The following is a 26,653-nucleotide window of genomic DNA, read 5'->3' on the forward strand; positions in this document are numbered from 1 at the left end:
CGCTCGTGCGGTGCGGGGAGCGTACCGGCAGCAAGGGCCCCGTCACGCGTGGTCGCGGTTGTCGGCCGCCCGGCGCGTCAGGACCGCCCGCTCACCCGCGTTGCGCGTACGACGTCCCGCGTCCGTGAACGCCTCGGCCGCCTCGGCGTGCCGACCCGCCCGCTCGAGCAGGTCACCGCGCACGCTGGGCACGAGCGGGGAGTCGCCGAGCGCGGCCGGGTCGACCGCATCGAGCACGGCGAGGCCGGCCTCGGGCCCGAAGGCACGGCCGTGGGCGACAGCCCGGTTGACCTCGACGACCGGTCCGGGCGCGGCCCCGGCGAGGACGTCGTACAACCCGGCGATGCGACGCCAGTCGGTGTCCTCGGCGCGGCCCGCGATCGCGTGCTGCTCGGCGATCGCGGCCTGGAGGAAGTACCTCCCGACCGGGACCCCGCGTGCGGCGACGGCCTCGGCGCGCCGGAGCGCAGCGGTGCCGCGGTGGATCATCAGCTGGTCCCACTGGCTGCGGTCCTGCTGCTCGAGCAGGACCGGCACCCCGTCGTCGTCGACCCGCGCCGCGGTCCGGGAGCCCTGCAGCTCGAGCAGGGCGTGGAGCCCGAGCACCTCCGGCTCGTCGGGCGCCAGCGCGGAGAGCATCCGGGCGAGGCGCGTCGCCTCGGCCACGAGGTCCGGGCGCATCCAGTCCTCGCCGGCGGTCGCGGTGTAGCCCTCGTTGAAGATCAGGTAGATGACGGCCATGACGTCGTCGAGGCGCCTGGTGCGATCGTCGCCGGTCGGCAGCTCGAGCTCCGCGTGCGCCTCGGCCAGGGTCTTCTTCGCGCGCGAGATGCGCTGACCCATCGTCGACTCGGAGGTGAGGAAGCCCCGGGCGATCTCGGCGGTCGTGAGGCCGCCGACGAGGCGCAACGTGAGTGCGGCGCGGGACTCGGCGGTCAGGCTGGGGTGGCAGGACAGGAAGACGAGGCGCAGCACGTCGTCCTCGATGTGGTCCACCTGGCTCTCGAGGTCGGGCACGTCTCCCTCCTCTCCGACGGCGCGCTCGAGCTCACTGACCTTGCGGCGCAGGGTGTCGGCGCGACGGAAGTGGTCGATGCCGCGCCGCTTCGCGGTGGTCATCAACCAGGCGGTCGGGTTCTCCGGGACGCCTGTCGTCGGCCACTGCTCGAGGGCGGCCACGAGGGCGTCCTGGGCGAGGTCGGCGGCGAGCTCGACGTCGCGGGTCATCCGGGTGAGGGCGCCGACGAGGCGGGCCGAGTCGGCCCGCCACGCGGCACGTACGGCCTCCCTGATCCGATCGGTGGGGTCGTCGCTCGTCGCCGGCACGCGGCCAGCGTAGTGAGGACGACCCGCACCGGGACTCAGGCGTCCGGGGCCTCCGGGCCCTCGGAGATCTGGCGCAGCGTGGCCACGACGGTCACCTCGGGCCAGTGCTCGGCGTGCAGCCGGGCGAACTCCTGCTGGTCGGCGACGGCCGCGTCGAGGTCGGCGTACTCCATGATCGCCCAGCCGCCGACGACCTCCTTGCCCTCGGCGTAGGGGCCGTCGACGCGGGTGACCTCACCATCGCGGACGACGAAGTTGACGGCGTCCTCGGTGCCGTAGAGGCCGCCGCCGTCGAGGAAGATCCCCTTGGCGGCACGCTCACCGATGTGGACGTCCATCGCGTCGAACAGCGACTGCGGTGGCGTGCCGATGTTCTCTTCCATCCTGACGAAACCCATGAATCGCGGCATTGCGGTGCTCCTGGTGTTGGGGTCGGATCGTGCTTCTCGGACGTACGTCGAACGGCCTCGGCGGTTCTCGACATCGGGGTCCGGAACTTTTCGACGAGTCTTCCGGAGCCGCCAGTGTCACGATCCCGGGCGGCTCGCGGTGGCGACCGCGCCGATCGGGGACGTGCGTCGAGCCGGCCGTCGCAGGCCCGCCAGCAGGACGCAGAGGCCGCCCGCCGCGGTGAACACGCCCATCGTCGCCTCCCACCAGGGAGCCGCGTCGAAGGGCCCGATCGCGTAGGAGAAGAACGCAATCAGCGGACTGCCCAGGAGCAGCAGCGCCATCGCGAGACCCGCCCGGACGCGGGCCTGCTCGCCGATCCACACGGAGATCCCGAGCCACAGCAGCAGGCCGAACGGCGCGAGCAGCCACAGCGACAGCGCCAGGTCGTCGGTCACGGGTGGTACGACGACGCCCTCGTGGCCCGAGCGCCACGTGGCCACCCCGACATCGACGGCGGCCAGCACCGCGACCACCACGGCCAGCACCGTCACCGGGCCGGGGCGCCGGCCCGGACGCATCGCGACTGCGAGGCCCGGCAGGGCGAGGGCCCCGACGACCAACGACACACCGGCCAGCTGTGCCGCGGTGCCGATCGGCACCCAGGGATCGGTCGGCAGCACGAAGTCGTAGAGGTGGTCCTGCGCCCGGTTGCACGCGAGGGAGTCGGGGTCGTGGCCCCACGGGCAGTCGTGCGCCCAGCGCTGCCACGAGGCGGCGTACATCAGCGCGCCCGACGTCACCAGCGCGGCGGCGGCCCAGAGCCGTGCGAGTGCGACGCCCATCGGACACCCCCTCCCTCCTGCTCCCTCCTGCCGAGTGTGGTCCGTGGGGGAGGCCGCCGCCAGCCCCGCGTCGGGTACGTCCGCGGCACCTTTCCACAGCCGGCGTCGCGCGGGTTTGCACCTCCGCCACCCGGGGCATCTGGATGTCACGCCCGCAACGGCCGCCCCGGCCCCTCCTCGAGGAGACACAGATGTACGGAGACACCGGAGTCATCCGGCGGTTGGCCCAGCAGATGGCCGAGCAGGGTGCCGAGATCCGTCGTGACGCCGACGAGCTGGTCAGCGCCTCCCAGCTCGTGGTCTGGGAGGGCCGCGCCGCGCAGGCGATGCGCGAGCGGATGGCGGAGCGAGCCGTCGCCCTGCGCACGACCGCCGACGAGCACGACGACGCCGCCCAGGCGCTGCGCCACCACGCCGACGAGGTCGACCGCCTCAAGGACCTGATCCGCGAGATCGCCCACCGCGTCAAGGGCCTGATCGAGGGCGCCAAGTCGCGCCTGGCCGACCTCGCCGACAAGGCGCTCGACCTGATCAAGAAGGTCACCCCCGACCCGATCGACGAGATGCTCTCCTCCTTCCAGCCACCGCCCGAGGGGCACAAGGACTGGCTCGACGTGCCCGACCAGATCCCGGGGGCCGGCCGATGAGCGCGGTGCTGCTCGACGCCGAGGGCAACGAGGTCGAGCCGCGGAGGGTGACCCCGCGCCGCGTGCGGCTCCCGCGAGCCGCGCTCGACCGCCTCGCCGAGCTGGCCGGCGTCCCGTCGCCGGCCGAGCAGATGGTCGTCTCCTCCGGCTCGCTCGAGAGCCTCGGTGATCGGCTCGGCAGCCTCGGCCAGGAGCCGGAGCGACCCGAGGTGCCGGCCGAGGAGCACGCAGAGGAGCTCACGGATGAGGCCACCGACGAGGTGGCCGACCTCGACGCGCTGCTGGCGGCGTCGGGGCTCCTCGACGGCGGCACGCCCTCGCAGGAGGGCGGCGCGGTGCTCACCGTGTGGCACTCGCCGGCGCTCGCGGTGGAGCTCGAGCTCCTCGTGTCGCTGGCCCGAGGCAAGGCCCGGGTGCGCAGCTGGCACCGCAACCTCGACGACTGGGTCGTGTGCCTCTCCACCGCCGACGGGGCGACCTTCGAGCTGACCTGGCTCTCCGCCGACGACTGGTGGCTCGAGCTCGGCCGCGCCGCGTGGATCGACACGCGGACCCTCAGCGCCGACACCGCTGACGAGCCGCTCCCGGCGGTCGTGGAGACCTCGTGGGACCTGCTCCTCGCGACCGGCGAGGCCGTGCAGCGCCGCCGCTTCGAGCTCCTCGACCAGATGGTGTCCGACTACTCCGGGATGACGCTCGCCGGTCCCGACCTCGAGCACCTCGAGACCGCCGACGACGGCGACGTACGACGCTGGCACGAGCAGCTCGAGAGCGCGTCGCGCGGTCGCCTGCACGCGGCCGTGATGGGCCGCAGCGAGCGCGGCCGTCCCGGCGCCGGCATCGTGGAGTGGGTCCTCTTCCACGACGGCTGGCGGTCGTTGACCCCGTTCACCCGCGACGGGTGGGCGATGGTCCGCATCGAGCGGCAGGAGCCGACCGACCTGCCCCGCGCCCTCGCGGTCCTCGCGGCGGAGGTGGCCTCATGACCAGCGGCACCCTTCCCCCGATCGAGTCGGTGTCGGGCGGCTCCCACGGCGTCGAGGCAGGCTACGAGCAGATGCTCGCCCTGGCCGAGCGCTACGAGCGGCAGGCCGGCGACTTCGTCGAGATGGCCGGGCTGGGTGCGCGGATCATGGCCAACGGCGACCTACTCGAGTCGGCGATCCTCTCGCCGATCTCCTTCGGCGACGCCGAGGTCCAGGTCCTCGACGCCACGACCGGCGCCAACGGCCTGACCGTCCGTGCCATCGGCATCGAGGCCGACGCGCTCGGCGTACGAGCGGTGATCGCGGCGTTCAAGGCGAGCGACTCGCTCTCGCGGCACGCCATGGAGATGCTCGACAACGCGCTGGGGCAGCTGCTGCTGGCCGGCACGGTCGCGGCGCTGCCGGCGCTCCTCGCGGCCGGCGGGATCAGCTACGCGTACTACTCCACGCTGTCGCCCGAGGAGCAGGAGGCGCTCAAGGCGCAGCTCGCCGAGGACCTCGGCCAGCTCCTCCACGACCACCCCGAGCTGGCGCAGCACCTCATCAACGGCGGTGGCGGGCTGCTGCAGAACCTCGTGCCCGGGCTCGGCCTGCTCAACCCCGGCGACGGCCCGATCAACCAGGCGACCACCAACGACGCGGCGCGGCTGCTGTCACTGCTGCTCGGCAACGACACCGACTACCAGGTGAACCCGATCGCCGACTTCACCGGAGGCGCCTCCAACGAGGTGCCGGGCAGTCTCAGCGACTTGATGAAGCAGCTCGACGCCACCAACCAGATCGACCAGGACGACCCGAGACTCCACGGCGCGATCCAGATCCAGCAGGTCGGCGACAAGTACATCGTCTACATCCCCGGCACCGACGACATGAGCCCGATCCCGCAGGACGGCGAGCACGCTCGCGACATGGAGACCAACTACCAGCTCATCGGCGGCATGGACAGCGCCTACGGTCGCGGGATCCAGCAGGCGATGCTGGACGCCGGCCTCGAGGGCAAGGACGTCATGCTCGTGGGCCACTCGCAGGGCGGCATGGTGTCGACGTCACTGGCCGCCGATCCCGAGTTCGCCCGGCACTTCAACGTCGAGCACGTGGTGACGGCGGGCTCGCCGACCGCGCAGGTGACCCACCTGCCCGACAGCACCCACGCCATCCACTTCGAGAACCGTGGCGACGCGGTGCCGCTGCTCGACGGCGAGGACAACCCTGACCAGCCCAACCGGACGACGGTGAAGTTCGACGAAGGCAGCAGCGACATCGGCGACAACCACGGGCTCGGCCACTACGCCAACGGGGCCGCCGCGGCCGACGCATCGACCAACGGCTCGATCCAGGACGAGATCACCCGGATGCACGACGACGGCTACCTCGGCAGTGGCACCTCCGGCCCGTTGGTGTCCTACCAGGTCACCCGGTGATGCCGGCGCGCGTGGCAGAGTGTCGGCCATGAGGGGGCGGCTCGGGACGTTGCTCGCGGCGTCGGCGCTGGTCGCCGCGACGGCCGGATGCGGTGTCCTGGACGCCCCTCCCGGACCGGAGGTGCCGGCTGGCTGCGGCGAGTGCACCAGCCAGGTCGCCGACCTCGTCTCGGACCTCGAGTCGTCCGACTCGGTCCGGTCGGTGCGCAGCACCCGGCGACAGACGACCACCGACGGGTACCTCGGCGTGGCTGTCGACCTCGCCGGCAAGGACGTCGTCTCGGCCGACCTCGACGCGCTCTTCGACTCGGTCGCCGAAGCGGCCTGGCGCTCCGGGGTCACCCCGCTCGACACCCTCAGTGTCGTCGGCACGCTCCGCGACGGGTACGGCGAGACGGTGCTCTACGACTTCGGTGCTGACCGCACCTCCTTCGAGGATCGGTGGGGCAAGCGCCCCCAGGGCAGCGAGTGGACGCCGGTCTCCGAGGACGACGACGACCTCGAGGGATGCGAGGTCGACGGCTGCCACGAGCTGATGCGCGGCGTCGCCCGCGAAGCCTCCGCGCTGCCGGGTGTCACGGCCGTGGTGCGTTCCTCGTACGGCCGTGCCACCCCGACCAACGGGTCCTCGGCCGACGTCGACCTGATGGCCGACGACGCGGTCGTCGTCGACGACGTCGTGGAGCAGGTCGCCGAGATCGTCTGGCGCTCGGAGGTCGGCCCGATCGACTACATCAGCGTGAAGGTCGAGACGCCGAACGGCGGGTTCCCCGACGTGATCGACTTCCAGATCAATCCCGACCACGGTCGCGACCACGACCGGCTGGAGCAGATGTGGGGGCCGCGCCCTGCCGGGTAGCGTCCCCGCTCTCAACTAAGGTCGGGACACGTGACGGAATCCATGATCTCGGCGCGGGGGCTGCGCAAGTCCTTCGGCGACTTCGAGGCAGTGAAGGGCATCGACGTCGAGGTCCGCAAGGGCGAGGCCTTCGGCTTCCTCGGGCCCAACGGTGCCGGCAAGTCGAGCACCATGCGGATGATCGCCTCGGTGAGCCCGGTGACCTCCGGCGAGCTGCGGATCCTCGGCATGGACCCGGCCACCGACGGTCCGGCCATCCGCGGTCGTCTCGGCGTCTGCCCGCAGGAGGACACGCTCGACAACGAGCTCAACGTCTTCGACAACCTCTACATCTACGGCCGCTACTTCGGCATCGACCGCGCGACGTGCCGCGACCGGGCCCACGAGCTGCTCGAGTTCGCCCAGATCACCGAGAAGGCGAAGTCGAAGGTCGAGGACCTCTCGGGCGGCATGAAGCGTCGCCTCACCATCGCGCGCAGCCTGATCAACAACCCCGACGTGCTGCTCCTCGACGAGCCGACGACCGGCCTCGACCCGCAGGCTCGCCACGTGCTCTGGGACCAGCTGTTCCGGCTCAAGCAGGCGGGCGTGACGCTGGTGATCACCACCCACTACATGGACGAGGCCGAGCAGCTGTGCGACCGCCTGGTCGTGATGGACAAGGGACTGATCGCCGCCGAGGGCTCGCCGCGCGAGCTGATCGACACCCACTCCACTCGCGAGGTCGCCGAGCTCCGCTTCGGCGTCGGCGAGCACGAGGCGCTGGCGGAGAAGGTCGAGGACCTCGGCGACCGCGTCGAGGTGCTGCCCGACCGCCTGCTCGTCTACAGCGACCGCGGCGAGGACGTCATCACCGCCGTGCTCGAGCGCGGCCTGCACCCGATCGCGACGCTGGTGCGCCGCTCCACCCTCGAGGACGTCTTCCTGCGCCTCACCGGCCGGAGCCTGGCGGACTGATGGCCACGTCGCTGCAGGGCTCGCTGTCCGCCCGGGAGGGCATGGCCCGCCAGTACGACTACTGGCTGACGGTCTACAAGCGCACCTGGCGCGGGGGAGTGGTCAGCTCCTTCGCCACCCCGCTGTTCTACGTCGTCGCGATGGGCGTGCTGCTCGGCGGCTTCATCGACGGCGACCCCGACAAGCTCGAGGGCGCGACGTCCTACCTCGCGTTCATCGTGCCGGGGCTCGTCGCGTCCCACGCCATGACGATCGCGGTGAGCGAGTCGACGTACCCCGTGATGGGCGCCATCAAGTGGCACAAGACGTTCTTCGCCCAGCTCGCGACGCCGCTCGCGGTGCGCGACCTGGTCAACGCGTTCGTCGCCTTCGTGGTCTTCCGTGTCGCCTCGGCGTGCGCGGTCTTCATGCTCGTGCTCGCGCCCTTCGGGGTGTTCGAGAGCTGGTGGGGGCCGCTGCTGGCGTGGGTGTCGCAGGTGCTCGTCGGCACCGCCTTCTCGCTCCTCACCTTCGGCTACTCCGCCCGGCTGAAGTCCGAGGAGGGCTTCGGGGTGCTGTTCCGGCTCGGCGTACTGCCGCTGACGCTCTTCTCCGGCGCGTTCTTCCCGATCTCCAACCTCGGCCCGGTGCTGGAGTGGGTCGCCCGGCTGACCCCGCTGTGGCACGGCGTCTCGTTGTCGCGGATGTTCTGCCTCGACACGGTCGACTGGCCGCTGGCCGCGCTGAATTTCGGCGTGCTGGTGGCGCTGTCGGTCCTCGGCTGGCGCTGGGCCGTCACCGGCCTCGACAAGCGGCTGGAGGTGTGACGTGGCCACCCTCTCCACGACCGCGATCCCCGCGCCGCTGACGCCGGCCCACGCCGCGCGACTGCTGGTGCTGCGCAACTTCATCGTCTACAAGTCGGCGTGGAAGCTCTTCCTCACCGGCTTCCTCGAGCCGGTGCTCTACCTCTTCTCGATCGGCATCGGCGTCGGCCAGCTCATCGACTCCTTCGAGTTCCACGGCGAGCAGGTGCCCTACGCCGCCTTCGTCGCGCCCGCGATGCTCGCCACCTCGGCCTTCAACGGTGCGCTGCTCGACTCGACCTTCAACGTCTTCTTCAAGCTGAAGTACGAGAAGCTCTACGACCAGATGCTCGCCACCCCGCTCACGACCGGCGACATCGCCCGCGGCGAGATCGCGTGGGGCCTGATCCGAGGGTCGGTCTACTCCGCCGCCTTCCTCGTCGTGATGCTGGTGATGGGTCTCGTCGACTCGTGGTGGGCCGTGCTGGCGCTGCCGGCCGCGATCCTCATCGCCTTCGCGTTCTCGGCCGTGTGCATGGCGCTGACGACGTGGATGAAGTCCTGGCAGGACTTCGACAAGATCACGCTCGCGCAGATGCCGCTGTTCCTGTTCTCGGCGACGTTCTTCCCGGTCGAGGCCTTCGGTGACGGCGTGCTGCGCTGGGTCGTCGAGGCCACCCCGCTCTACCGCGGCGTCGTGCTGTGCCGTGAGCTCACCACCGGCGTCGTGACCTGGGAGTCCGGGCTCTCGGTCGTCTACCTCGTGGTGATGGGCGTGATCGGCCTGCTCGTCGTGCGCCGCCGGCTCGACCGGCTGCTGCTGACCTGATCGCGCGGAGTGGGGTCGCGCGAGCGGGCCTCGTGCGGAGTGTGGTCGTCGTGACGTACCAGGCACGTCACGAGAACCGCGCAACCGAGCCGTTCTCGAGCGAACGCCGTTCAGGCCTGATGATCAACGCGACAGGGTGCGGACGATCTGATTGCGGCATGAGCGCGCGTCCGTCGCAGAGCACGCTCCGGCTTTGTCCAGACCTCGCCAGATCAGGATGTGCGAGGCCCCTCGGCGTCACGGTGAGGGTTGGACCCGGCGACCGGTCTCCATGACGTCATGGCGGCGGACCCCGGACCAACCTCTGGCCAACGCCGCGACGGCCGTCCTAGGTTGCCGGGCATGGAGTCTTACGCCACGGGCGAGTCCACACCGGCGCTGCTGGAGGAGACGATCGGGGCCAACCTGGCGCGCACCGTGTCGTCGTACGCCGACCGCGAAGCGCTGGTCGAGTGCGCGAGCGGGCGGCGGTGGACGTGGGCCGAGCTCGACGCCGACGTCGACCGGGTGGCACGCGGGCTGATCGGCGCCGGCGTCGGCAAGGGCGACCGGGTCGGCATCTGGGGGCCGAACAGCGCCGAGTGGACCCTGGTGCAGTTCGCGACGGCGCGCATCGGCGCGATCCTGGTCAACGTCAACCCGGCCTACCGCACGCACGAGTTCGCCTACGTCGCCAACCAGTCGGGCATGCGGCTGCTGGTGTGTGCGACGTCGTTCAAGACCAGTGACTACCGCGGCATGGTCGAGGAGACGGCCTCGGGCAACCACGCCCTGGAGCGCGTGGTCTACCTCGACGACGAGGCGAGCTGGTCGGGTCTGCTCGCAGACGGTGAGGGGATCAGCGCCGATGACCTCGCTGCCCGTTCCGCGTCGCTGGCACCCGACAACCCGATCAACATCCAGTACACGTCGGGCACGACGGGCTTCCCCAAGGGCGCGACCCTGAGCCACCGCAACATCCTCAACAACGGCTACCTCGTCGGCGAGGGCTGCCGCTACACCGAGGTCGACCGGGTCTGCATCCCGGTCCCCTTCTACCACTGCTTCGGCATGGTGATGGGCAACCTGGCGTGCTCCTCGCACGGCGCCGCGATGGTCATCCCCGCGCCGGGCTTCGACCCGGCACTGACCCTGAAGGCGGTGTCGGAGGAGCGGTGCACCTCGCTCTACGGCGTGCCCACGATGTTCATCGCCGAGTGGGCGCTGCCCGACCTCGACAGCTTCGACCTCTCCTCGGTGCGCACCGGCATCATGGCCGGCTCGCCGTGCCCTGAGGAGATGATGAAGAAGCTCATCGCGGCCGGGATCGACGAGATGACGATCTGCTACGGCATGACCGAGACCTCGCCGGTGTCGACCCAGACGCACACCGACGACTCGCTGGAGCGCAAGGTCGGCACGGTCGGCAGCGTCGGCCCGCACCTGGAGATCCGGATCGTCGACCCGGTCAGCGGCGACACCGTGCCGCGCGGCGAGGCGGGGGAGTTCTGCACCCGCGGCTACTCGGTGATGCTCGGCTACTGGGACGAGGAGGAGAAGACCCGCGAGGCGATCGACGCCGACGGGTGGATGCACACCGGCGACCTCGGGGTGATGGACGACGCCGGCTACGTCCGGATCACCGGGCGGATCAAGGACATGGTGATCCGCGGCGGCGAGAACATCTACCCGCGCGAGATCGAGGAGTTCCTCTACACGCACCCCGACATCGAGGACGTCCAGGTCATCGGCGTCCCCGACGACAAGTACGGCGAGGAGCTGTGCGCGTGGGTCCGGATGCGTGCGGGCGCCGAGCCGCTCGACGCCGACTCCGTCCGCGCGTTCGCGACCGGGAAGCTCGCGCACTACAAGATCCCGCGCTACGTCATGGTGGTCGAGGAGTTCCCGATGACGGTCACCGGGAAGGTGCGCAAGGTGGAGATGCGCGAGGTGTCGGCGAAGGAGCTCGGCCTGGCCTGAATCAGGCCAGCACCTTCTGCAGCCACGCCAGGTCGATCCACCGGTCGAACTTGCGCCCCACCTCGCGCATCACGCCGACCTGCTCGAAGCCGCACGCGCGGTGCAGCGCCAGGCTGGCCGGGTTGGGCAGGGCGACGCCTGCCACGACCGTGTGGACCCGGTCCTCGACCAGCCGCGCGAGCAGGGCGTCGTACAGCGCGCGGCCGGTGCCGAGCCCCTGGTGCCCGGGCGCGACGTAGACGCCCGTCTCGCGCGTGTGGCCGTAGGCCGGCTTGGGCCGGAAGGGCGCCGACGAGGCATAGCCGATGACGTCGCCGTCGTGCTCCGCGACGAGGAAGTGGTCCCCGGACTCCAGCTTCTCCTCCCAGAGCGCCATCGGGCGCGGCTCGAGGTCGAAGGTGGCGTACCCCTCGCGCGCCTCGCGGGCGTAGATCGCCGACACGGCCGGCAGGTCGGCGGGAAGTGCGCGGCGGATGTCCATTCCGCACATTGTCCACCGGCGGACGACTGGTTGGATGGCGGCCATGAGCATCACGCCCGACACCAAGGACTGGACGTGGGTCCTGGACCGTCCGTGCCCGGACTGCGGCTTCGACCCCGCCGCGCAGGGCCTCGGCGACCTGCCGCGGCTCGTCCACGACACGGCGATGACCTGGTCGGACGTGCTGGCACGTGCCGACGTCCGCGAGCGGCCGGCGCCGGACGTGTGGTCGCCGCTGGAGTATGCCTGCCACGTGCGCGACGTCCACGAGCTCTTCGCCGAACGGCTGCGGCTGATGCTCGACGAGGACGCGCCGACCTTCGCGAACTGGGACCAGGACGCCACGGCGCTGGAGCGCGACTACCCGGCCCAGGACCCCGCCGAGGTCGCGGTCGCGCTGATCGAGGGCGCCGGGACCGTCGCGGGGATCTACGCGTCCGTCACCGACGAGACGAGCTCGCGACGCGGCACGAGGTCCAACGGCGACCAGTTCTCGGTGGAGTCGCTGGGCAGCTACCACCTCCACGACGTGGTCCACCACCTGCACGACGTCGGGGCGCTCGACACATGAACGACACCGTCAAGGCGTACGACCTCGACGCCGTCGCCTACGTCGAGGCGTCCCCGGTCATGCCTGACTCCGTGCGCGCCGACATCGAGGAGTTCGTCGAACGCCTCGGCACGGGAGCACGTGTGCTCGAGATCGGCTCGGGCGGCGGACGCGACGCCGCGCTGCTGGAGGAGCTCGGCCTCGTCGTGCGGCGTACCGACATCACGCCCGCCTTCGTCGCGCTGCTCCGCGAGCAGGGCCATGCCGCCGACCTCCTCGACCCGCTCGTCGACGACCTGTCCTCGCCCGAGGGGCCGTACGACGCCGTCTGGGCGAACGCCTCCCTGCTCCACGTCGACCGGGCCGACCTCCCGACGGTGCTGGCGCGGCTCGCGGACGTGACGCGGGACGGCGGGGTCCTCCGCGTCTCGCTGAAGGAGGGCGACGGCGAGGGGTGGTCGACCCACGGCTCGATCAGCCACCCGCGCCACTTCACCTACTGGCAGGCGCCCGCCCTCGAGGACGTCGTCGCGTCCTCGGGATGGTCCGACGTCGCGATCCGCTCGGGCGTGCCCGGCACGCGCGGGGAGACGTGGCTCGAGCTGTCGGCGGTCCGTGGTTCGATGCAGCGATGAGGCACACCGAGTTCTGGGCCCGGCTCGACCACGTGCTGGGGCGTGACTACTCCCGCACGTGGGCCGAGCTGACCGTGGTGCGCGACCTCGAGGGCCGCACGACCCAGGAGGCGCTGGCCGCCGGCGTGCCCCCGAAGCAGGTGTGGGCGGCCGTGTGGCGCCAGCTCGAGCTGCCGGACAGCGAGCGGTGAGCGCGGGCACCGAGGCCGCCCTCGACATCGAGGCCGTCCAGCGCAACACCGTCCGCACGCTGCTGGTCTCCCAGGCCGTCGGTGCCGTCGGAGTGACGATCGGCGTCACGACGTCCTCGCTCCTCGCGCGCGACATCACAGGCAGCGACACGATGGCCGGGCTCGCGCAGACCTTCCAGGTGCTCGGCACGGCGGCAGCGGCCTACGGCCTGGCGCGGGTGATGGGGCGACGCGGCCGCCGCGTCGGGCTCGTCACCGGCTACCTGATGGGTGCCACCGGCGCCGTGCTCGCGGTGGTGGCGGGCGTCGTCGACTCGATGCCCGTGCTGCTGCTCGGCTCCCTGCTCCTCGGTGCGACCACCGCGGTCAACACCGGTTCGCGCTACGCCGCGACCGACCTCGCGACCGAGGCGCACCGCGCACGCGCGCTGTCCCTCGTGGTGTGGGCCAGCACGATCGGAGCCGTCGCGGGGCCCAACCTGGTGGGCGTCGGGGGAGCGGCCGGCCGGTCCCTCGGCATCCCCGAGCTCACCGGCGGCTTCGCCATCGGCGCCGTCGTGCTCGTCCTCACCGCGGGCTGGGTGTGGGTGCGGCTGCGTCCCGACCCGCTCCTCGTGGCCCAGGCCGCGGCGGGAGTGTCTCCCACGGTCGGCGTCCAGCCCCGCGGCCGGTCGTGGGAGCGTTTCACCGAGGTCGTGCGCGAGGTGCCGGCCGTCGGGGCAGCGGTGGTCGGCATGGCGTGCGCCCACGCGGCGATGGTCACCGTGATGATCATGACGCCGCTCCACATGGAGCACGGCGGCGCGCATCTCGAGATCATCGGCTTCGTGATCTCGATCCACGTGCTCGGCATGTTCGCCTTCTCGCCGCTCGTCGGGTGGGCGGCCGACCGGTTCGGTCGCAGTCCCGTCCTCGTCGCGGGCGGGGTGCTGCTGCTGGTGGCGCTCACGCTGTGCGCCGTGTCGCCGGACGGCACGTCGTGGGAGATCACCTCCGGTCTCTTCCTGCTCGGCCTCGGCTGGTCCTTCGCCACGGTGGCCGCCTCGACCGTCATCGCCGACCGGACGCCGATCAGTGCCCGCACCGACGTGCAGGGCACGTCCGACATGGCGATGGCGCTGACCGCCGCCGGCGGAGGAGCGCTGGCCGGCGTGATCGTGGGCTGGCTGGGCTACTCCGCGCTGTCGGTCTTCGCCGAGCTCCTGGCGCTCACCGTGGTGGCAGCGGGAGTGTTCGTCCGCGCTCGGGACTGACCCCGTCAGGTCCCTCGCAACACGCCCGCGACACGCCGGTGTCGTACGCGCCATCGAACACCTGTTCGGGCTACTGTGCGTCCACAGGTACGACGAGGGGCGAGGTTGTCCACAGCGTCAGACCGTCCTGATCAGGGACTGTCAGTGGCTCGCCCTAGCGTCGGAGAAGTACCTCACACAACGACGAGAAGACGGGACACCGCAATGGCTGGTGCAGACCGCGAGAAGGCACTCGACGCCGCCCTCGCACAGGTGGAGAAGCAGTTCGGCAAGGGCTCGGTCATGCGACTGGGCGACGAGACGCGTGCCCCGCTCGAGGTGATCCCCACGGGGTCGATCGCCCTCGACGTGGCCCTCGGCCTGGGCGGCCTGCCGCGCGGCCGCGTGGTCGAGATCTACGGTCCGGAGTCCTCCGGAAAGACGACGGTCGCCCTCCACGCGGTGGCCAGCGCCCAGGCAGCCGGCGGCATCGTCGCCTTCATCGACGCCGAGCACGCGCTCGACCCCGACTACGCGAAGGCCCTCGGTGTCGACACCGACGCCCTGCTGGTCTCCCAGCCCGACTCCGGTGAGCAGGCGCTCGAGATCGCCGACATGCTGATCCGCTCCGGCGCCCTGTCGCTGATCGTCATCGACTCCGTCGCCGCCCTGGTGCCGCGCGCCGAGATCGAGGGCGAGATGGGCGACAGCCACGTCGGCCTCCAGGCCCGCCTGATGAGCCAGGCGCTGCGCAAGATGACCGGTGCCCTCAACAACTCCGGCACGACCGCCATCTTCATCAACCAGCTGCGCGAGAAGATCGGCGTCATGTTCGGCTCGCCCGAGACCACGACCGGTGGTCGCGCACTGAAGTTCTACTCCTCGGTGCGCCTCGACGTGCGCCGCATCGAGACGCTCAAGGACGGCACCGACATGGTCGGCAACCGCACCCGCGTCAAGGTCGTGAAGAACAAGGTGGCCCCGCCGTTCAAGCAGGCCGAGTTCGACATCATGTACGGCAAGGGCATCAGCCGCGAGGGCGGTCTGATCGACGTCGGCGTCGAGGCGGGCATCATCCGCAAGGCCGGCGCCTGGTACACCTACGAGGGCGACCAGCTCGGCCAGGGCAAGGAGAACTCGCGCAACTTCCTGCGCGACAACCCCGACCTCGCCAACGAGATCGAGAAGCTCATCCTCGAGAAGCTGGGCGTGACGCCCGCCGTCGACAAGCCCGCCGACGACCTGAGCGACGAGCCCATCGGGGTCAACGACTTCTGATGTCGGAGTCCCGCCCGGCCCCCGAATGGGCCGGTGACGTCGGCCTCGGCGTCCAGGCGTGGGTGGGGGGCAAGCCCCTGCCCACGCCGGACGAGCCGAGCCGGCCCGCTACGCGGTCGGCCGGGAGGTCGGGCCGGTCGGGCAAGAAGAAGCCTCGTCGGACGTGGGAGGAGCGCGAGGCCGCCCGCGTCGCGCGCGAGGAGGCCGCGGCCGCCGAGGTCGAGGCCGACCCCGAGGCAGTCGCCCGCAAGATCCTGCTCGACACGCTGACCGGCCAGGCGCGCACCCGTCAGGAGCTCGCCGACAAGCTGGCAAAGCGTGGGGTCCCCGACGACCTCGCGAAGGGCCTGCTCGACCGGTTCACCGAGGTCGGCCTGATCGACGACGCGGCCTTCGCCCGCCAGTGGGTGGAGAGCCGGCACCGCAGCCGTGGCCTGGCGCCCCGGGCGCTCAAGCAGGAGCTGCGCCGCAAGGGCGTGGGCGACGACGACGCGGCCGAGGCGCTCGAGCAGATCGACGAGTCCGACCAGCGTGACGCGGCCCGGGCGCTGGTCGACAAGAAGCTGCGCTCGATGCGAGGCCTCGACCCGCAGGTCGCGACCCGCAGGCTGGCTGGCCTCCTCGCCCGCAAGGGCTACGCCGCCGGGCTGGCGTTCTCCGTCGTCCGCGAGGCGCTCGCCGACGCTGGTGAGGCCGACGACGGCATCGGCGACCACCCCGACTTCTAGTGGTTGGATGGATCCGTGAGCAACGAGCGCGAGGTCCTCACCTACGAGCTGTTCGGCACGGCCACGCGTGAGCTGGCGCAGGCGGTCGCCGACTCCGGGTTCCAGCCCGACATGATCCTCTCGATCGCCCGCGGCGGGCTCGGCCTCGGCATGGGCCTGGGCTACGCGCTCGCGGTGAAGAACCTTTCAGTGATCAACGTCGAGTTCTACACCGGCGTCGACCAGCGCCTCGACGTCCCGATCATGCTTCCGCCGACGCCTGCTGCGGTGGACCTCTCCGGCCTCAAGGTGCTCATCGCCGACGACGTCGCCGACACCGGACGCACCCTCGAGCTGGTCCACGAGTTCTGTGAAGGCACCGTCGCCGAGGCCCGCACCGTGGTGATCTACGAGAAGCCACAGTCGGTGATCAAGCCCGACTACGCCTGGCGGCTCACGGAGCGGTGGATCGACTTCCCGTGGTCGGTGCTGCCGCCGGTCGTCGACCCGGACGCCCTGGCCCACTGAGCACGCGTGCCTGAGCACGACGGCAGCGCCGGACCTGCCCTCGTCGTCCGCCACGGCGACCGAGAGCTGACCGGCAGCGTGCGACCCGGCGAGTCGTGGGCGGAGGCGGCCGCGCGGGTGTCCGCGACGGCTGGCGGGGAGCCGGTGGCAGACGACCTGTCCGGCGACCCGCTGCGCTTCGCGGTCGAGCCCGACCAGCGCATCGACCTGCGGGCGATGGTGCCCGGCGACCTCCCAGTGCTGGCTCGGTGGCTGCAGGCGCCGCACGTACGCCGGTGGTGGCACCACGACGGCGAGCCGACCCCGGAGCGGGTGGCGACGTCGTACGGCCCGCGCGTCGACGGCCGGACCCCGACCCGGATGTGGGTCGTCGAAGTCAACGGCCGCTCCATCGGCTTCGTGCAGGACTACCGGATCCGGGACTACCCGCAGTTCGCGCTGCTGACGCCGGACCCCGGTGCCGTCGGACTCGACTACGCCATCGGCGAACCGGAGTGGGCCGGCCGCGGCCTGGGCGCGCGGGTGCTCTGGACGTGGATGCAGAATGCGCGGCAGCGCTTCCCGGACGTGACGGCGTACTTCGCCGCCCCGGACCACGCCAACGCGGCGTCGTTGCGGATCCTCGACAAGACCGGCTTCCGGCAGGGCACCTGGTTCGACGAGCCGCAGCGCGACGGCACGACCTCGACGGTGGTCGGCTGCACCCTCGACGTGGCCCGCGTCCTCGGTCCGGTCGCCCCGCACCGTGCGCCATGATGTGCCCATGACGGACGACATCGCCGCCCACCTGCGCCTGCCCGCGGGACCGGTCGACCTGACCGCGATCGACACCGACGCCGCTCCCGGCTTCGACGGGAAGAAGAGCGACGGCGAGGCAGCGCTCCTCGCGATGGGCGACGAGCTCTCCGACCTGCAGGAACGGCTCTGGGCGGAGCGGACCGCCGGCTCCGAGCGGCGCGTGCTCCTCGTGCTCCAGGGCATGGACACCAGTGGCAAGGGAGGCGTGCTGCGCCACACCATCGGCCTGGTCGATCCGCAGGGCGTGCGCATCACGAGCTTCAAGGCGCCGACCGAGGAGGAGCGCGCCCACGACTTCCTGTGGCGCATCGAGAAGGGCCTGCCCGCCGCCGGCTACGTCGGGGTCTTCGACCGGTCGCACTACGAGGACGTGCTGATCGCGCGGGTGCGTGGCTTCGCCGAGCCCGACGAGATCGAGCGTCGCTACGGCGCGATCAACGACTTCGAGGCCCGCCTGGCCGGCCAGGGCGTCTCGATCATCAAGTGCATGCTCCACATCAGCGCCGACGAGCAGAAGGCGCGGCTGGCCGAGCGGCTGGCCAACCCGGAGAAGCACTGGAAGTTCAACCCCGGCGACCTCGACGAGCGTGCGCTGTGGCCGGCCTACCGCGAGGCGTACGAGGTCGCGCTGGAGCGCACGAACACCGACGTCGCGCCGTGGCACGTCGTGCCGTCGGACAAGAAGTGGTTCCGCAACCTCGCCATCGGCCAGCTGCTGCTCGGCACCCTTCGCGGCCTCGACCTCCAGTGGCCGGCCGCCGACTTCGACGTCGCGGAGCAGCAGGCGCGGCTCGACGAGGAGTCTCCCGTCCAGTGATGTCCACTGCTCTTCCGCTGGTGACCGTCACCCGCTACGTCACGCCGCTGCGCGAGGGCGGCAGCCTGCCCGGCGTCGTCGAGGGCGACGACCTGGGCACCTACGTGTGCAAGTTCCGCGGCGCCGGCCAGGGCGCGAAGGTCCTCGTCGCCGAGGTCATCGTCAGCGAGCTGGCCACGCGCCTCGGCCTGCGCACACCGCGGCTCGTGGTCCTCGACCTCGACCCCGAGCTCGCCCGCTACGAGGCCGACGAGGAGGTGCAGGACCTGCTCAACGCGAGCGTCGGGCCCAACCTCGGCATCGACTTCCTGCCGGGCTCTTTCGGCGTCGACGGACAGGTCAGCGCCGCGGACGAGGAGGGTGCCCGGGTGCTCTGGCTCGACGCCTTCACCGCCAACGTCGACCGCTCCTGGCGCAACCCCAACCTGCTGGTGTGGCACGGCGACCTCTGGGTCATCGACCACGGCGCCTCGCTCTACTTCCACCACGGCTGGCGATCGGGGGTCACGGATCCCGCGCGGTTCGCCGCCCAGCCGTGGGACGTCGACGGCCACGTGTTCGAGACGTGCGCGGCCCGCGCCCAGGAGCTGGACGACGAGATCTCCGCCGTGCTCGACCGCGACGTCTTCACGGAGGTCGTCGCCGCGGTGCCCGACGTGTGGCTGGAGCCCGTACCCGGAGCGGAGACGCCCGACGCGCTCCGGGCGGCGTACGTCGACTTCCTCGACGCCCGTCTCGGCACGCGCCAGTGGCTGCCGGGGGGTGCGTCATGAGCCGGATGGCCTACCAGTACGTCGTCCTGCGCTGCGTCCCGCGGCCCGATCGCGAGGAGTTCCTCAACGTCGGGGTCGTGCTGCACTGCCAGTCCGCGGACTTCCTCGACGTGATGTGGAACGTCGACGCCGACCGGCTCCGCGCGCTCGACGCCGCCATCGACGTCGACCAGGTCTGCGACTCGCTGGCCTTCGTCGACCTGGTCTGCCGGGGTGACGAGCGCGCGGGTGAGGCCGCGCGCCAGTCGCTCGGCCAGCGCTTCGGCTTCCTCAAGGCCCCCCGCAGCACGGTGCTGCAGCCCGGTCCGGTCCACGGTGGTGTCACCGACGACCCGGCGCGACAGCTCGAGCACCTGCGGGAGCGGCTGGTCGGCTGAGCCCTTGCGGGGGAGCCGCTGGCTCGGCGGATACTGCACGGGTGAACCCGCCCGGCGGCGTCGTCCGGCTCCGACTGTCGTCCACGCTCGCCGTGGACCCGGGCGACGGCGCGCGCTCGGGACGTGAGCTCGGCAGCCGGAAGGCACGCACGCTGCTCGCCCTGCTGGCCGCCGCGCGCGGCCGTCCGGTGGCCACGGACCGCATCGTCGAGGCGCTCTGGCCAGAGGGCCCGCCGGCCGACCCGGCGGCCAACGTCGCGACGCTCGTGAGCCGGGTGCGCCGCACCCTGGGGACAGCGCTGGTCGAGGGGATGCCGGGCGCGTATGCCCTCGGCGGCACCTGGTCGCTCGACCTGGTGGAGGCCGAGCAGTGGGTGGCGGAGGCCGCCGGGCGCCTGGCCGCGGGTGAGCATGCACTTGCCGAGTCCGCGGCCGCGGCGGCCCTCGACCAGCTGGGCAGCGAGCCGGCGCTGCTCGACGAGGCCGACGACGACTGGGTGCTGCAGGTGCGCGACGAGGTGGCGGGTCTGCGTCGTACGGCGCGGCACCACCGCGTCACGGCGCTCCTCGAGCTCGACCCGGCCGCGGCGGTCCGGGTCGCGAGCGAGGGCAGCGCCGCCGACGCCTACGACGAGCGCGCGGTGCGTGACCTGATGCGCGCGCTGGCGGCAGACGGCCAGGTCGCCGCGGCGCTGACGGCGTACGACCGGCTGGCGCGCACCCTGCGCGAGGACCTGGGCACCGACCCGGACCGTGCCACGTCCGACCTGCACCTCGCGCTGCTCCGCGAGACCGACCCGCGTGCCGAGGCGGCCCCGACCCCGCCCCGACCGCGGCAGGACGCGGAGCGCGCAGGCCTGGTCGGGCGCGACGAGGAGCTCGCGCTCGTCCGCGAGGCGTGGGCGGCGACGGTCGCCGGGGACGGCTCGGACCTCGTGCTCGTCGTGGGGGAGGGCGGGATCGGCAAGACCCGGCTCCTCGACGCCGTCGCCGACCTGGGTACGACGACGGGCGGGCTCGTCCTGCGCGGCCGGTGCCACCCCGCCGAGCGCTCGCTCTTCCTCCAGCCCTACGTCGACTCGCTGCGCCCGGCCCTCGCCGGCCTGCAGCGCGACCAGCTGGCCGCGACCGTGCGCGACCACGAGGCCGCCTGGGTCTCCCTCGTCCCCGACCTCGCGGGCGTGCTCCCCGGTGCCCCCGCGCTCCCGGCCGACCGCGACCTCCAGCGCCGGGCGACGTACGACGCCGTGGCCGTGACCCTGCGCCGGCTCTCTGCTGCCCGCCCGGTGGTGCTCGTGCTCGACGACCTCCAGGACGCGGGCGCCGCCACCGTCGACCTCCTCGGCTACCTCGCCCGTCAGGTGGCCACGGCCCGGGTCCTGCTCGTGGCGGCCGTCCGCAGCGAGGACCCGACTGTCGCGGAGCGCCTCGGCGACCGCGCCCGGCGGGTGCAGCTCGGGCCGCTCGGGCCGGAGGCGGTCGAGGCGCTGGCCACCGCGGTCGGGTTGGCCTCCCACGGCGACCAGGTGATGGCGCGCACCGCCGGGCACACGTTGAGCGTCGTCGAGTGCCTGCGCGCGCTCGGCAGCGGGGACACCGGTGTGCCGGCGTCGCTGGCGCAGGGCGTGCTGGCGCGGGTGGAGCGGCTCGGACCGGAGTCGCGGTCCGTGGTGGAGGCCGGCGCCGTGCTGCGCCGCCGCCTCGACCCGCGCCTGCTGGCCGCGCTCACCGAGGTGTCCGAGCTCGCGGCCACCCGCCACGGCGAGGAGCTCACCCGCGTCGGCCTCTTCGTGCGCAGCGGCGCGGTCTACGAGTTCGCCAACGACCTGTTCCAGGAGTGCGTGTACGCCGCGCTGCCGGAGGCGGTCGCGGCGGTCTACCACCGGCGTGCCGCCGACCTGACCAGCGACCGCCCCGAGGTCATGGCGGCCCACGCGCACGCCCTGGGCGACGACGCCCGCGCCGCCCGGGGCTGGCTACTGGCAGGCGAGGAGGCGCTGCGGCGCGCGGCCGTCGAGGACGCCCGGACCCTCGTCGAGCGCTGCCTGGCCGTGCCGGGGCTGGCCGGGGAGATGCGGGCCCGCGCGCTGCTGGTCCGCGGGCGCGTGCACGAGGCGGGGATGAGCTGGTCGGCGGCCATCCAGGACATCGACGCGGCCCTCGCGTGGGCCCGCAGCATCGGGGAGCGTCGGCTCGAGCTCGCCGCGCTCCGGGCGCGCGGGGGTGACGCGGCCGTCGGGGCGCAGATCCAGGCCGACGAGCTGCTGGGGCCGCTCGAGGACGGTGTACGCCTCGCCGCCGAGCTGGGTGACCGTCGTGCCGAGGCCGACTTCGCGTGTCGCCTCACGGTGCTGGAGGCGAGCCGGCTCAGGCTCGTCGACGCCAGCGACCGGGCGGCCCGGGCGCTCGCGCGGGCCCGCGCCTCGGGGTCGACGGACGGCGTGGTCCTGGCGCTCGACGGCCTCAAGACGGTCGCCTGGCACCTCGGCGACGCCCCCACCCTGGCCGGCGCCGTGCAGGAGCTCGAGCCGCTGGTGCGGGAGCGGCAGGACCCCTGGCTGCTCCAGTGGGTGGTCTTCGAGTCGGCGTTCGTGCCGGCGGCGCGCGACGACTGGGACGGAGCCCGTGCGCTGCTCGAGGACGCCCGCGACCTCAACCGCCGCAGCGGGTTCCCGGCCTACGCCGGCTACCTCCAGGCCTACGAGGGCTGGGTCGCGCGGCTCGCCGGTGACCTGCCTGACGCACGCCGCCTCGGACGGCTGTCGGTCGAGGCCACGTCGGCCGTCGACCACCCGTGGTGGCACTCCTGGGCGGCGGGTCTCCTGGCCGCGACCCTGCTGCAGACCGGCGACATCGACGAGGCCGAGTCGGTCGCCCGCGCAGGGCTGGCTGCACTGAGCGGCACCGCGCGGCCGGGCCGGCTGCTCTGCGCGTCGGCGCTGGCGGCCGTGACCGGGGAGCTGACCCGCGGCGCCACCGACGCGCTCGCGGAGGTCGACTGCCCGCCGGGCCGGGCGTGGGTGATGGGGGCGGACGCCTACCTGCTGCTCGCGGGTGCGGCCAAGGTGCGCGGCGACGACGCAGAGGCCGCACGCCTGATCGCCCCCCTGCGCGAGGCGACCACCGAGTCGTGGCCGGCCCTGCGGCAGCGTGTGGAGGCGATCGCTGGCGAGGTCGGTCAGAGCGCCTCGAGCGCCAGCCGGGCCGCCCGTTCGGCGCCGTCCGACGGGACGGGCAGGTAGTCCACCGGCTGCGCCAGCGCGGCCACCAGCTCCTCGGCGATCCGGTCCGGGTCCGTGTCGGCGTACGACAGCGCCCGTCCGGCGCCGTGCCGGGTGAGCCGGTGGCGCACGTGCACCTGCTGCTCGAAGTGGTGCTCGAGCGGGACGTAGAGGAACGGCCGTCGGGCCGCGGTCAGCTCCATGGTCGTGCTGAGCCCGCCCTGCACGACCGCGACGTCGCAGGCGGCGTGGTGGAGGTCGAGCTCGGGCAGGAAGCCGTGAACCTCGACGCCGTCGGGGAGGTCGAGGGCGGCGCGGTCGATGCGCGGGCCGGTGACCACGACCATCCGCAGCCCGTCGATCCGGCGGGACGCGGGGCCGTACGCCGCCGCGACCCGCCTCAGCAGGTGGTGGCCGACGCCCGAGCCGCCGACGGAGACCAGGCACACCACCTCGTCGGGCCGGTAGCCGAGCCGCTCCCGCAGCTCCTCGCGCCGCCCGGGATCGGGCCGCTCGCCCATCACGTAGCCCGCGAAGTCGAAGTGCTGCTCGGTCCACGCGCGGGCGGTCGGCAGGCCTGGGCCGAGCGGCAGGTCCACGACGTCGTCGGGGTCGCCGACGAAGACCGACCGGTCGCGGAGCCCGGGCGAGCGGGAGACGTGCTCGACCATCTCGGCGTTGTAGTCCGCGGTGAGGAACGCCTCCCGTTCACCCCCGTCGGGCATCGGCACCCAGCCGACGAAGTCGGTCATCCAGACGAACGGCGCGCGCTTGAGGGAAGGGTGCTCGTGGAGGAAGTGGTCGAGGTCCCACGCCTCGTCGCCGACCCAGAGGTCGAACCGCTCACGCTCGACCAGGTCGTCGAAGACCATGAAGTTGTTGACCAGCACCTCGTCCATGCGTCGTACGGCGTCGAAGGCGTGGAGGTCGTGCTCGCCCGACTCGGCCTCGAAGTGCCCCGACTCGCTCGCCAGGTGGCGCGACGCCGGGTGCACCGACTCGCCCCGCTTCTCGAGGAACTCCGCGACGGGTGACTGGGTGAGCCACTCGACCTCGAGGTCGGGCCGCTGCGCGCGCATCGCGTCGGCCACCGCGAGGTCGCGCCGCACGTGGCCGAGGCCGATCGGCGAGGAGAGGTAGAGCACCCGCGGCCGCCCGCGACGCGTACGACGTCGGGGCGGGGCGATCCCGTTCACCCGGTCGACGAACCGCTTGATCGCCCGGTCGACCACGACCGGGTGGCGCGCCATCGGCAGGTGGCCGGCGCCCTCGATCACGACCTCCTCTGCATCGGTCAGCCGGACCAGGGTCGCGGCCCGGCCAGGCGGCTGGCAGCGGTCGTCGGTGCCGCGGACCACCAGCACCGGGGCCGTGAGGCCGGCCATGATCCGCTCGCCCTCCTCGACGGTCTCGGGGTAGTAGGCGCCGTCCTCGGCGGTGAGCATGACCTCACCGGAGGTCTCGTTGGCGAACTCCAGCACGTCCTCGAGCTGCTTGGTGGAGTGCGGCTCGGGCAGCATCTGGTCGAAGAAGAAGCGCGGGAACGCCGGCCAGTCGTCGCGCCAGACGTGCCGGTTGGTCAGCCCCCAGCCCTCGTAGCTCTCCCGCTCCTCCTCGAAGCCGTCCTTGGCCTCCTGCCGCCACGGGTGCGGCGGCGTCGCGTCCTTGACCCACGGCCCGACCGCGACGACTCCCTGCACCCGCTCGGGGTGGAGGTGCGCGACCAGGACCGCGTGCCACGAGCTCAGGCAGATCCCCACGAGGGTCGCGCGCTCCACGCCGAGGTGGTCCATCACCGCGACGGTGTCCTCGACGAACTCGAGGTCGTCGTAGGCCGCGGACACGGTCGGCCGGTCGGTGCGCCCGTTGCCGCGGGGGTCGATGGTGACGACGCGGTAGTGCTGCGCGAGGTAGGGGACCTGTCCCTTCCACGCGCGGCTGTGGACGATCGTGTCGATCGGCACGAACACCACGACCGGCCGGTCTGCGGCGCCGGGCACGTCGAAGCCGAACGTCTCGTAGCCGATGCGCACCCCGGCGCGCTCGACGTACCCCTGCTCGTCCGGCTCCCGTGCCCTCACGTCGTCCACCCTCCGTCGGACCGGTTGCAGCGGCGTTGCAATCGCTCCGCAAGCGCACCGGAGCACGGTCTCCCCACAGCATCCACCCGAGATGCCCTCACGAGGGAGACCCAGATGACCACCGTTGAAGAGAACATCGACGAGAACGCGACCCCGGCGATCGACATGGACCAGCTGATGGAGTTCGTCGGAAAGTTCGTCGGCGACCTCGGCGCCACGGTCGGCGCCGGCAACGTCATGCTCGGCGAGCGGCTCGGCCTCTACCGCGCGCTCGCCACCGGTCCGGCCGACGCCCGCGAGCTCGCGACGCGGACCGGCACCGACCCGAGGTACGTCGACGAGTGGCTGCGTGGGCAGGCCGCCGGCGGCTACGTGCAGTACGACGCCGGCAGCGCGACGTACTCCATGACCCCCGAGCAGGCCTTCGCGCTGACCGACCCCTCCGGACCGGTCTTCCTGCCCGGCGCCTTCGAGCTGGCGCTCGGGGCCCTCAAGGCGGGTCCGGAGATCGAGCAGGCGTTCCGCACGGGCGCCGGCTACGGCTGGCACCAGCACGACGAGGACGTCTTCACCGGCTGCGAGCGGTTCTTCCGCCCCGGCTACCTGATGCACCTGCTCACCGAGTGGATCCCGGCGCTCGAGGGCGTCCAGGCCAAGCTCGAGCGGGGCGCCCGCGTGGCCGACCTCGGCTGCGGGCACGGCGCCTCCACCCTCCTCATGGCCGACGCCTTCCCGGCGAGCGGCTTCGTGGGCTCGGACTACCACCAGGGGTCGATCGAGTCCGCCCGCGAGCGGGCTGCCGCCGCGGGGCTCGGCGACCGGGTGCGCTTCGACGTGGCCGGTGCGCAGACGCTCGACGAGCGCGACCTCGACCTGGTCACGACCTTCGACTGCCTGCACGACATGGGCGATCCGCTCGGGGCCGCGCAGCACGTCCGGCGCTCGCTGGCCCCCGACGGCACCTGGATGATCGTCGAGCCCGCGGCCGGCGACACGGTGGCCGACAACCTCAACCCGGTGGGCCGGGTGTTCTACGGCTTCTCGACGTTCCTCTGCGTGCCCAACGCGGTCTCCCAGCCGGGCGGCTACGCCCTCGGCGCGCAGGCCGGCCAGGCCGCGATCCGCCAGGTGGTGACCGACGCCGGCTTCACCCGGTTCCGCAAGGTGGCCGAGACGCCGTTCAACCACGTCTACGAGGCGCGTCCCTGACCGTGTCAGAGGTGGCTGCCACGATGGAGCCATGACCTACGTGGGGGCGGTGCGGGCGGCCCTGGCCGGGGAGGGGGACCCGGTCAGGGCCGCCCAGCAGCGCGCCTACATGAAGTCCGAGCTGCCCTACGTCGGCCTCGCCGCGCCGCAGCTCAGGGCCCTGCTCCGGCCGATCCTCACCGACCATCGCTTCATCGACCGGGCCCAGTGGGAGCACGCCGTCCTCGAGCTGTGGGACGACGCCACCCACCGCGAGGAGTGGTACGCGGCCCTCGCGCTGCTGCGGCACCGCGCCTACCGGCAGTGGCTCGACCCCGACCTGCTGCCGCTGCTCGAGCACCTCGTGCGCACGGGTGCGTGGTGGGACGTCGTCGACGAGACCGCCACCCATCCCGTCGGGCAGGTGCTGCTCGACCACCGCGAGGTCGTCACGCCGGTGATGGACGCGTGGTCGGTCGACGCCGACAGCCTCTGGATCCGGCGTACGGCGATGATCGCGCAGCTCCACCACCAGGACGCGACCGACACCGACCTGCTGGAGCGGGTGCTCGTCGCCAACCTCGACGACACGGCGTTCGGCAAGGAGTTCTTCATCCGCAAGGCGCTGGGCTGGGCGCTGCGCCAGCACGCGCGGACGGACGCGGCGGGGGGGGGGGGGGGGCGGCCCCCCCCCCCCCCCCCCCCCCCCCCCCGCGCCCCCCCCCCCCCGCCCCCCCCCCCCCCGCCCGCCCCCCCCGCGGGCCCTCTAGGGGGGGGGGTGCGGCGGGCCCC

27 protein-coding genes are annotated in these 26,653 nt (G+C 72.5%); 22 read left to right on the top strand and 5 right to left on the bottom strand.

Features of this window, described 5'->3' with window-relative positions; all coding sequences use genetic code 11:
* Positions 1-42 precede the first annotated feature (42 nt).
* From J2X46_RS20990 to J2X46_RS21000, 3 genes are all read right to left on the bottom strand, one after another.
* Positions 43-1,326: a sigma-70 family RNA polymerase sigma factor gene (locus J2X46_RS20990; RefSeq protein ID WP_310254030.1), complete on the bottom strand. Its 1,284-nt coding sequence runs from the start codon at positions 1,324-1,326 to the stop codon at positions 43-45.
* A gap of 35 nt (positions 1,327-1,361) precedes the next feature.
* Entirely contained in the window at positions 1,362-1,709 is a 348-nt protein-coding gene (locus J2X46_RS20995) for a YciI family protein (protein WP_310254033.1), read from the bottom strand.
* A gap of 144 nt (positions 1,710-1,853) precedes the next feature.
* On the bottom strand, positions 1,854-2,561 hold the full coding sequence (locus J2X46_RS21000) for a hypothetical protein (protein WP_310254035.1): 708 nt from the start codon (positions 2,559-2,561) through the stop codon (positions 1,854-1,856).
* A gap of 191 nt (positions 2,562-2,752) precedes the next feature.
* Between J2X46_RS21000 and J2X46_RS21005 the strand changes: the two genes are divergently transcribed.
* The 8 genes from J2X46_RS21005 to J2X46_RS21040 all read left to right on the top strand — a co-directional run bounded on the left by J2X46_RS21005 (position 2,753) and on the right by J2X46_RS21040 (position 11,004).
* Complete coding sequence (locus J2X46_RS21005) at positions 2,753-3,208, top strand: hypothetical protein (RefSeq protein ID WP_310254037.1); 456 nt, start codon at positions 2,753-2,755, stop codon at positions 3,206-3,208.
* Positions 3,205-4,194, top strand: coding sequence for a hypothetical protein (locus tag J2X46_RS21010; protein WP_310254039.1), 990 nt, complete (start codon positions 3,205-3,207; stop codon positions 4,192-4,194). The genes J2X46_RS21005 and J2X46_RS21010 overlap by 4 nt, the downstream gene beginning before the upstream one ends.
* The gene (locus J2X46_RS21015; RefSeq protein WP_310254040.1) at positions 4,191-5,615 is read left to right on the top strand and encodes a hypothetical protein; all 1,425 of its coding nucleotides are present in this window, start codon (positions 4,191-4,193) and stop codon (positions 5,613-5,615) included. The genes J2X46_RS21010 and J2X46_RS21015 overlap by 4 nt, the downstream gene beginning before the upstream one ends.
* A gap of 28 nt (positions 5,616-5,643) precedes the next feature.
* Positions 5,644-6,474, top strand: a complete 831-nt coding sequence (locus tag J2X46_RS21020; RefSeq protein WP_310254041.1) for a hypothetical protein — start codon at positions 5,644-5,646, stop codon at positions 6,472-6,474.
* 42 nt (positions 6,475-6,516) lie between these two features.
* The gene (locus J2X46_RS21025) at positions 6,517-7,431 is read left to right on the top strand and encodes an ABC transporter ATP-binding protein (RefSeq protein WP_310254077.1); all 915 of its coding nucleotides are present in this window, start codon (positions 6,517-6,519) and stop codon (positions 7,429-7,431) included.
* Complete coding sequence (locus J2X46_RS21030) at positions 7,431-8,237, top strand: ABC transporter permease (protein WP_310254042.1); 807 nt, start codon at positions 7,431-7,433, stop codon at positions 8,235-8,237. Before J2X46_RS21025 ends, J2X46_RS21030 begins: the two co-directional genes overlap by 1 nt.
* 1 nt (position 8,238) lies before the next feature.
* Positions 8,239-9,045 (top strand): ABC transporter permease, encoded by an 807-nt coding sequence (locus J2X46_RS21035; protein ID WP_310254045.1) that lies wholly within the window; start codon positions 8,239-8,241, stop codon positions 9,043-9,045.
* Between the two features lie 342 nt (positions 9,046-9,387).
* The gene (locus tag J2X46_RS21040; RefSeq protein WP_310254047.1) at positions 9,388-11,004 is read left to right on the top strand and encodes an AMP-binding protein; all 1,617 of its coding nucleotides are present in this window, start codon (positions 9,388-9,390) and stop codon (positions 11,002-11,004) included.
* Between the two features lies 1 nt (position 11,005).
* Here J2X46_RS21040 and J2X46_RS21045 read toward each other — a convergent pair whose 3' ends face one another.
* On the bottom strand, positions 11,006-11,485 hold the full coding sequence (locus J2X46_RS21045) for an N-acetyltransferase family protein (protein ID WP_310254050.1): 480 nt from the start codon (positions 11,483-11,485) through the stop codon (positions 11,006-11,008).
* 43 nt (positions 11,486-11,528) lie between these two features.
* Between J2X46_RS21045 and J2X46_RS21050 the strand changes: the two genes are divergently transcribed.
* The 12 genes from J2X46_RS21050 (at position 11,529) to J2X46_RS21105 (ending at position 22,613) form a co-directional block, all read left to right on the top strand.
* Positions 11,529-12,056 (top strand): DinB family protein, encoded by a 528-nt coding sequence (locus J2X46_RS21050; RefSeq protein WP_310254051.1) that lies wholly within the window; start codon positions 11,529-11,531, stop codon positions 12,054-12,056.
* Complete coding sequence (locus J2X46_RS21055; protein ID WP_310254053.1) at positions 12,053-12,670, top strand: class I SAM-dependent methyltransferase; 618 nt, start codon at positions 12,053-12,055, stop codon at positions 12,668-12,670. Before J2X46_RS21050 ends, J2X46_RS21055 begins: the two co-directional genes overlap by 4 nt.
* On the top strand, positions 12,667-12,861 hold the full coding sequence (locus tag J2X46_RS21060; protein WP_310254056.1) for a DUF3046 domain-containing protein: 195 nt from the start codon (positions 12,667-12,669) through the stop codon (positions 12,859-12,861). Before J2X46_RS21055 ends, J2X46_RS21060 begins: the two co-directional genes overlap by 4 nt.
* On the top strand, positions 12,858-14,114 hold the full coding sequence (locus tag J2X46_RS21065) for an MFS transporter (protein WP_310254057.1): 1,257 nt from the start codon (positions 12,858-12,860) through the stop codon (positions 14,112-14,114). Before J2X46_RS21060 ends, J2X46_RS21065 begins: the two co-directional genes overlap by 4 nt.
* Positions 14,115-14,318: 204 nt before the next feature.
* Positions 14,319-15,371 carry a recombinase RecA gene (gene recA, locus J2X46_RS21070; RefSeq protein ID WP_310254059.1) on the top strand — a complete coding sequence of 351 codons (1,053 nt, stop codon included), beginning with the start codon at positions 14,319-14,321 and terminating at the stop codon, positions 15,369-15,371.
* The gene (locus J2X46_RS21075) at positions 15,371-16,099 is read left to right on the top strand and encodes a regulatory protein RecX (RefSeq protein ID WP_310254061.1); all 729 of its coding nucleotides are present in this window, start codon (positions 15,371-15,373) and stop codon (positions 16,097-16,099) included. The genes recA and J2X46_RS21075 overlap by 1 nt, the downstream gene beginning before the upstream one ends.
* Positions 16,100-16,114: 15 nt before the next feature.
* Positions 16,115-16,606: a phosphoribosyltransferase family protein gene (locus J2X46_RS21080; protein WP_310254063.1), complete on the top strand. Its 492-nt coding sequence runs from the start codon at positions 16,115-16,117 to the stop codon at positions 16,604-16,606.
* 6 nt (positions 16,607-16,612) lie between these two features.
* The gene (locus J2X46_RS21085; protein WP_310254064.1) at positions 16,613-17,362 is read left to right on the top strand and encodes a GNAT family N-acetyltransferase; all 750 of its coding nucleotides are present in this window, start codon (positions 16,613-16,615) and stop codon (positions 17,360-17,362) included.
* Positions 17,352-18,221, top strand: a complete 870-nt coding sequence (locus J2X46_RS21090) for a PPK2 family polyphosphate kinase (RefSeq protein ID WP_397215533.1) — start codon at positions 17,352-17,354, stop codon at positions 18,219-18,221. Before J2X46_RS21085 ends, J2X46_RS21090 begins: the two co-directional genes overlap by 11 nt.
* Complete coding sequence (locus J2X46_RS21095; RefSeq protein WP_310254068.1) at positions 18,221-18,994, top strand: HipA family kinase; 774 nt, start codon at positions 18,221-18,223, stop codon at positions 18,992-18,994. The genes J2X46_RS21090 and J2X46_RS21095 overlap by 1 nt, the downstream gene beginning before the upstream one ends.
* Positions 18,991-19,371 carry a DUF3037 domain-containing protein gene (locus J2X46_RS21100; RefSeq protein ID WP_310254069.1) on the top strand — a complete coding sequence of 127 codons (381 nt, stop codon included), beginning with the start codon at positions 18,991-18,993 and terminating at the stop codon, positions 19,369-19,371. The genes J2X46_RS21095 and J2X46_RS21100 overlap by 4 nt, the downstream gene beginning before the upstream one ends.
* A 41-nt stretch (positions 19,372-19,412) precedes the next feature.
* Positions 19,413-22,613, top strand: coding sequence for an AAA family ATPase (locus J2X46_RS21105; RefSeq protein ID WP_310254070.1), 3,201 nt, complete (start codon positions 19,413-19,415; stop codon positions 22,611-22,613).
* Here the strand turns inward: J2X46_RS21105 and J2X46_RS21110 are convergent.
* Positions 22,550-24,673 carry an alpha/beta fold hydrolase gene (locus J2X46_RS21110; protein WP_310254072.1) on the bottom strand — a complete coding sequence of 708 codons (2,124 nt, stop codon included), beginning with the start codon at positions 24,671-24,673 and terminating at the stop codon, positions 22,550-22,552. The two genes, J2X46_RS21105 and J2X46_RS21110, sit on opposite strands and share 64 nt — an antisense overlap.
* A 114-nt stretch (positions 24,674-24,787) precedes the next feature.
* Between J2X46_RS21110 and J2X46_RS21115 the strand changes: the two genes are divergently transcribed.
* Positions 24,788-25,882 (top strand): class I SAM-dependent methyltransferase, encoded by a 1,095-nt coding sequence (locus J2X46_RS21115; protein WP_310254074.1) that lies wholly within the window; start codon positions 24,788-24,790, stop codon positions 25,880-25,882.
* Positions 25,883-25,913: 31 nt separating this feature from the next.
* Positions 25,914-26,653: DNA alkylation repair protein (locus J2X46_RS21120; RefSeq protein ID WP_310254076.1), on the top strand; the 740-nt coding region annotated here is incomplete at its 3' end.

Origin of the sequence: Nocardioides sp. BE266 (assembly GCF_031457855.1) — a bacterium.
Classification (GTDB): Bacteria; Actinomycetota; Actinomycetes; order Propionibacteriales; family Nocardioidaceae; genus Nocardioides.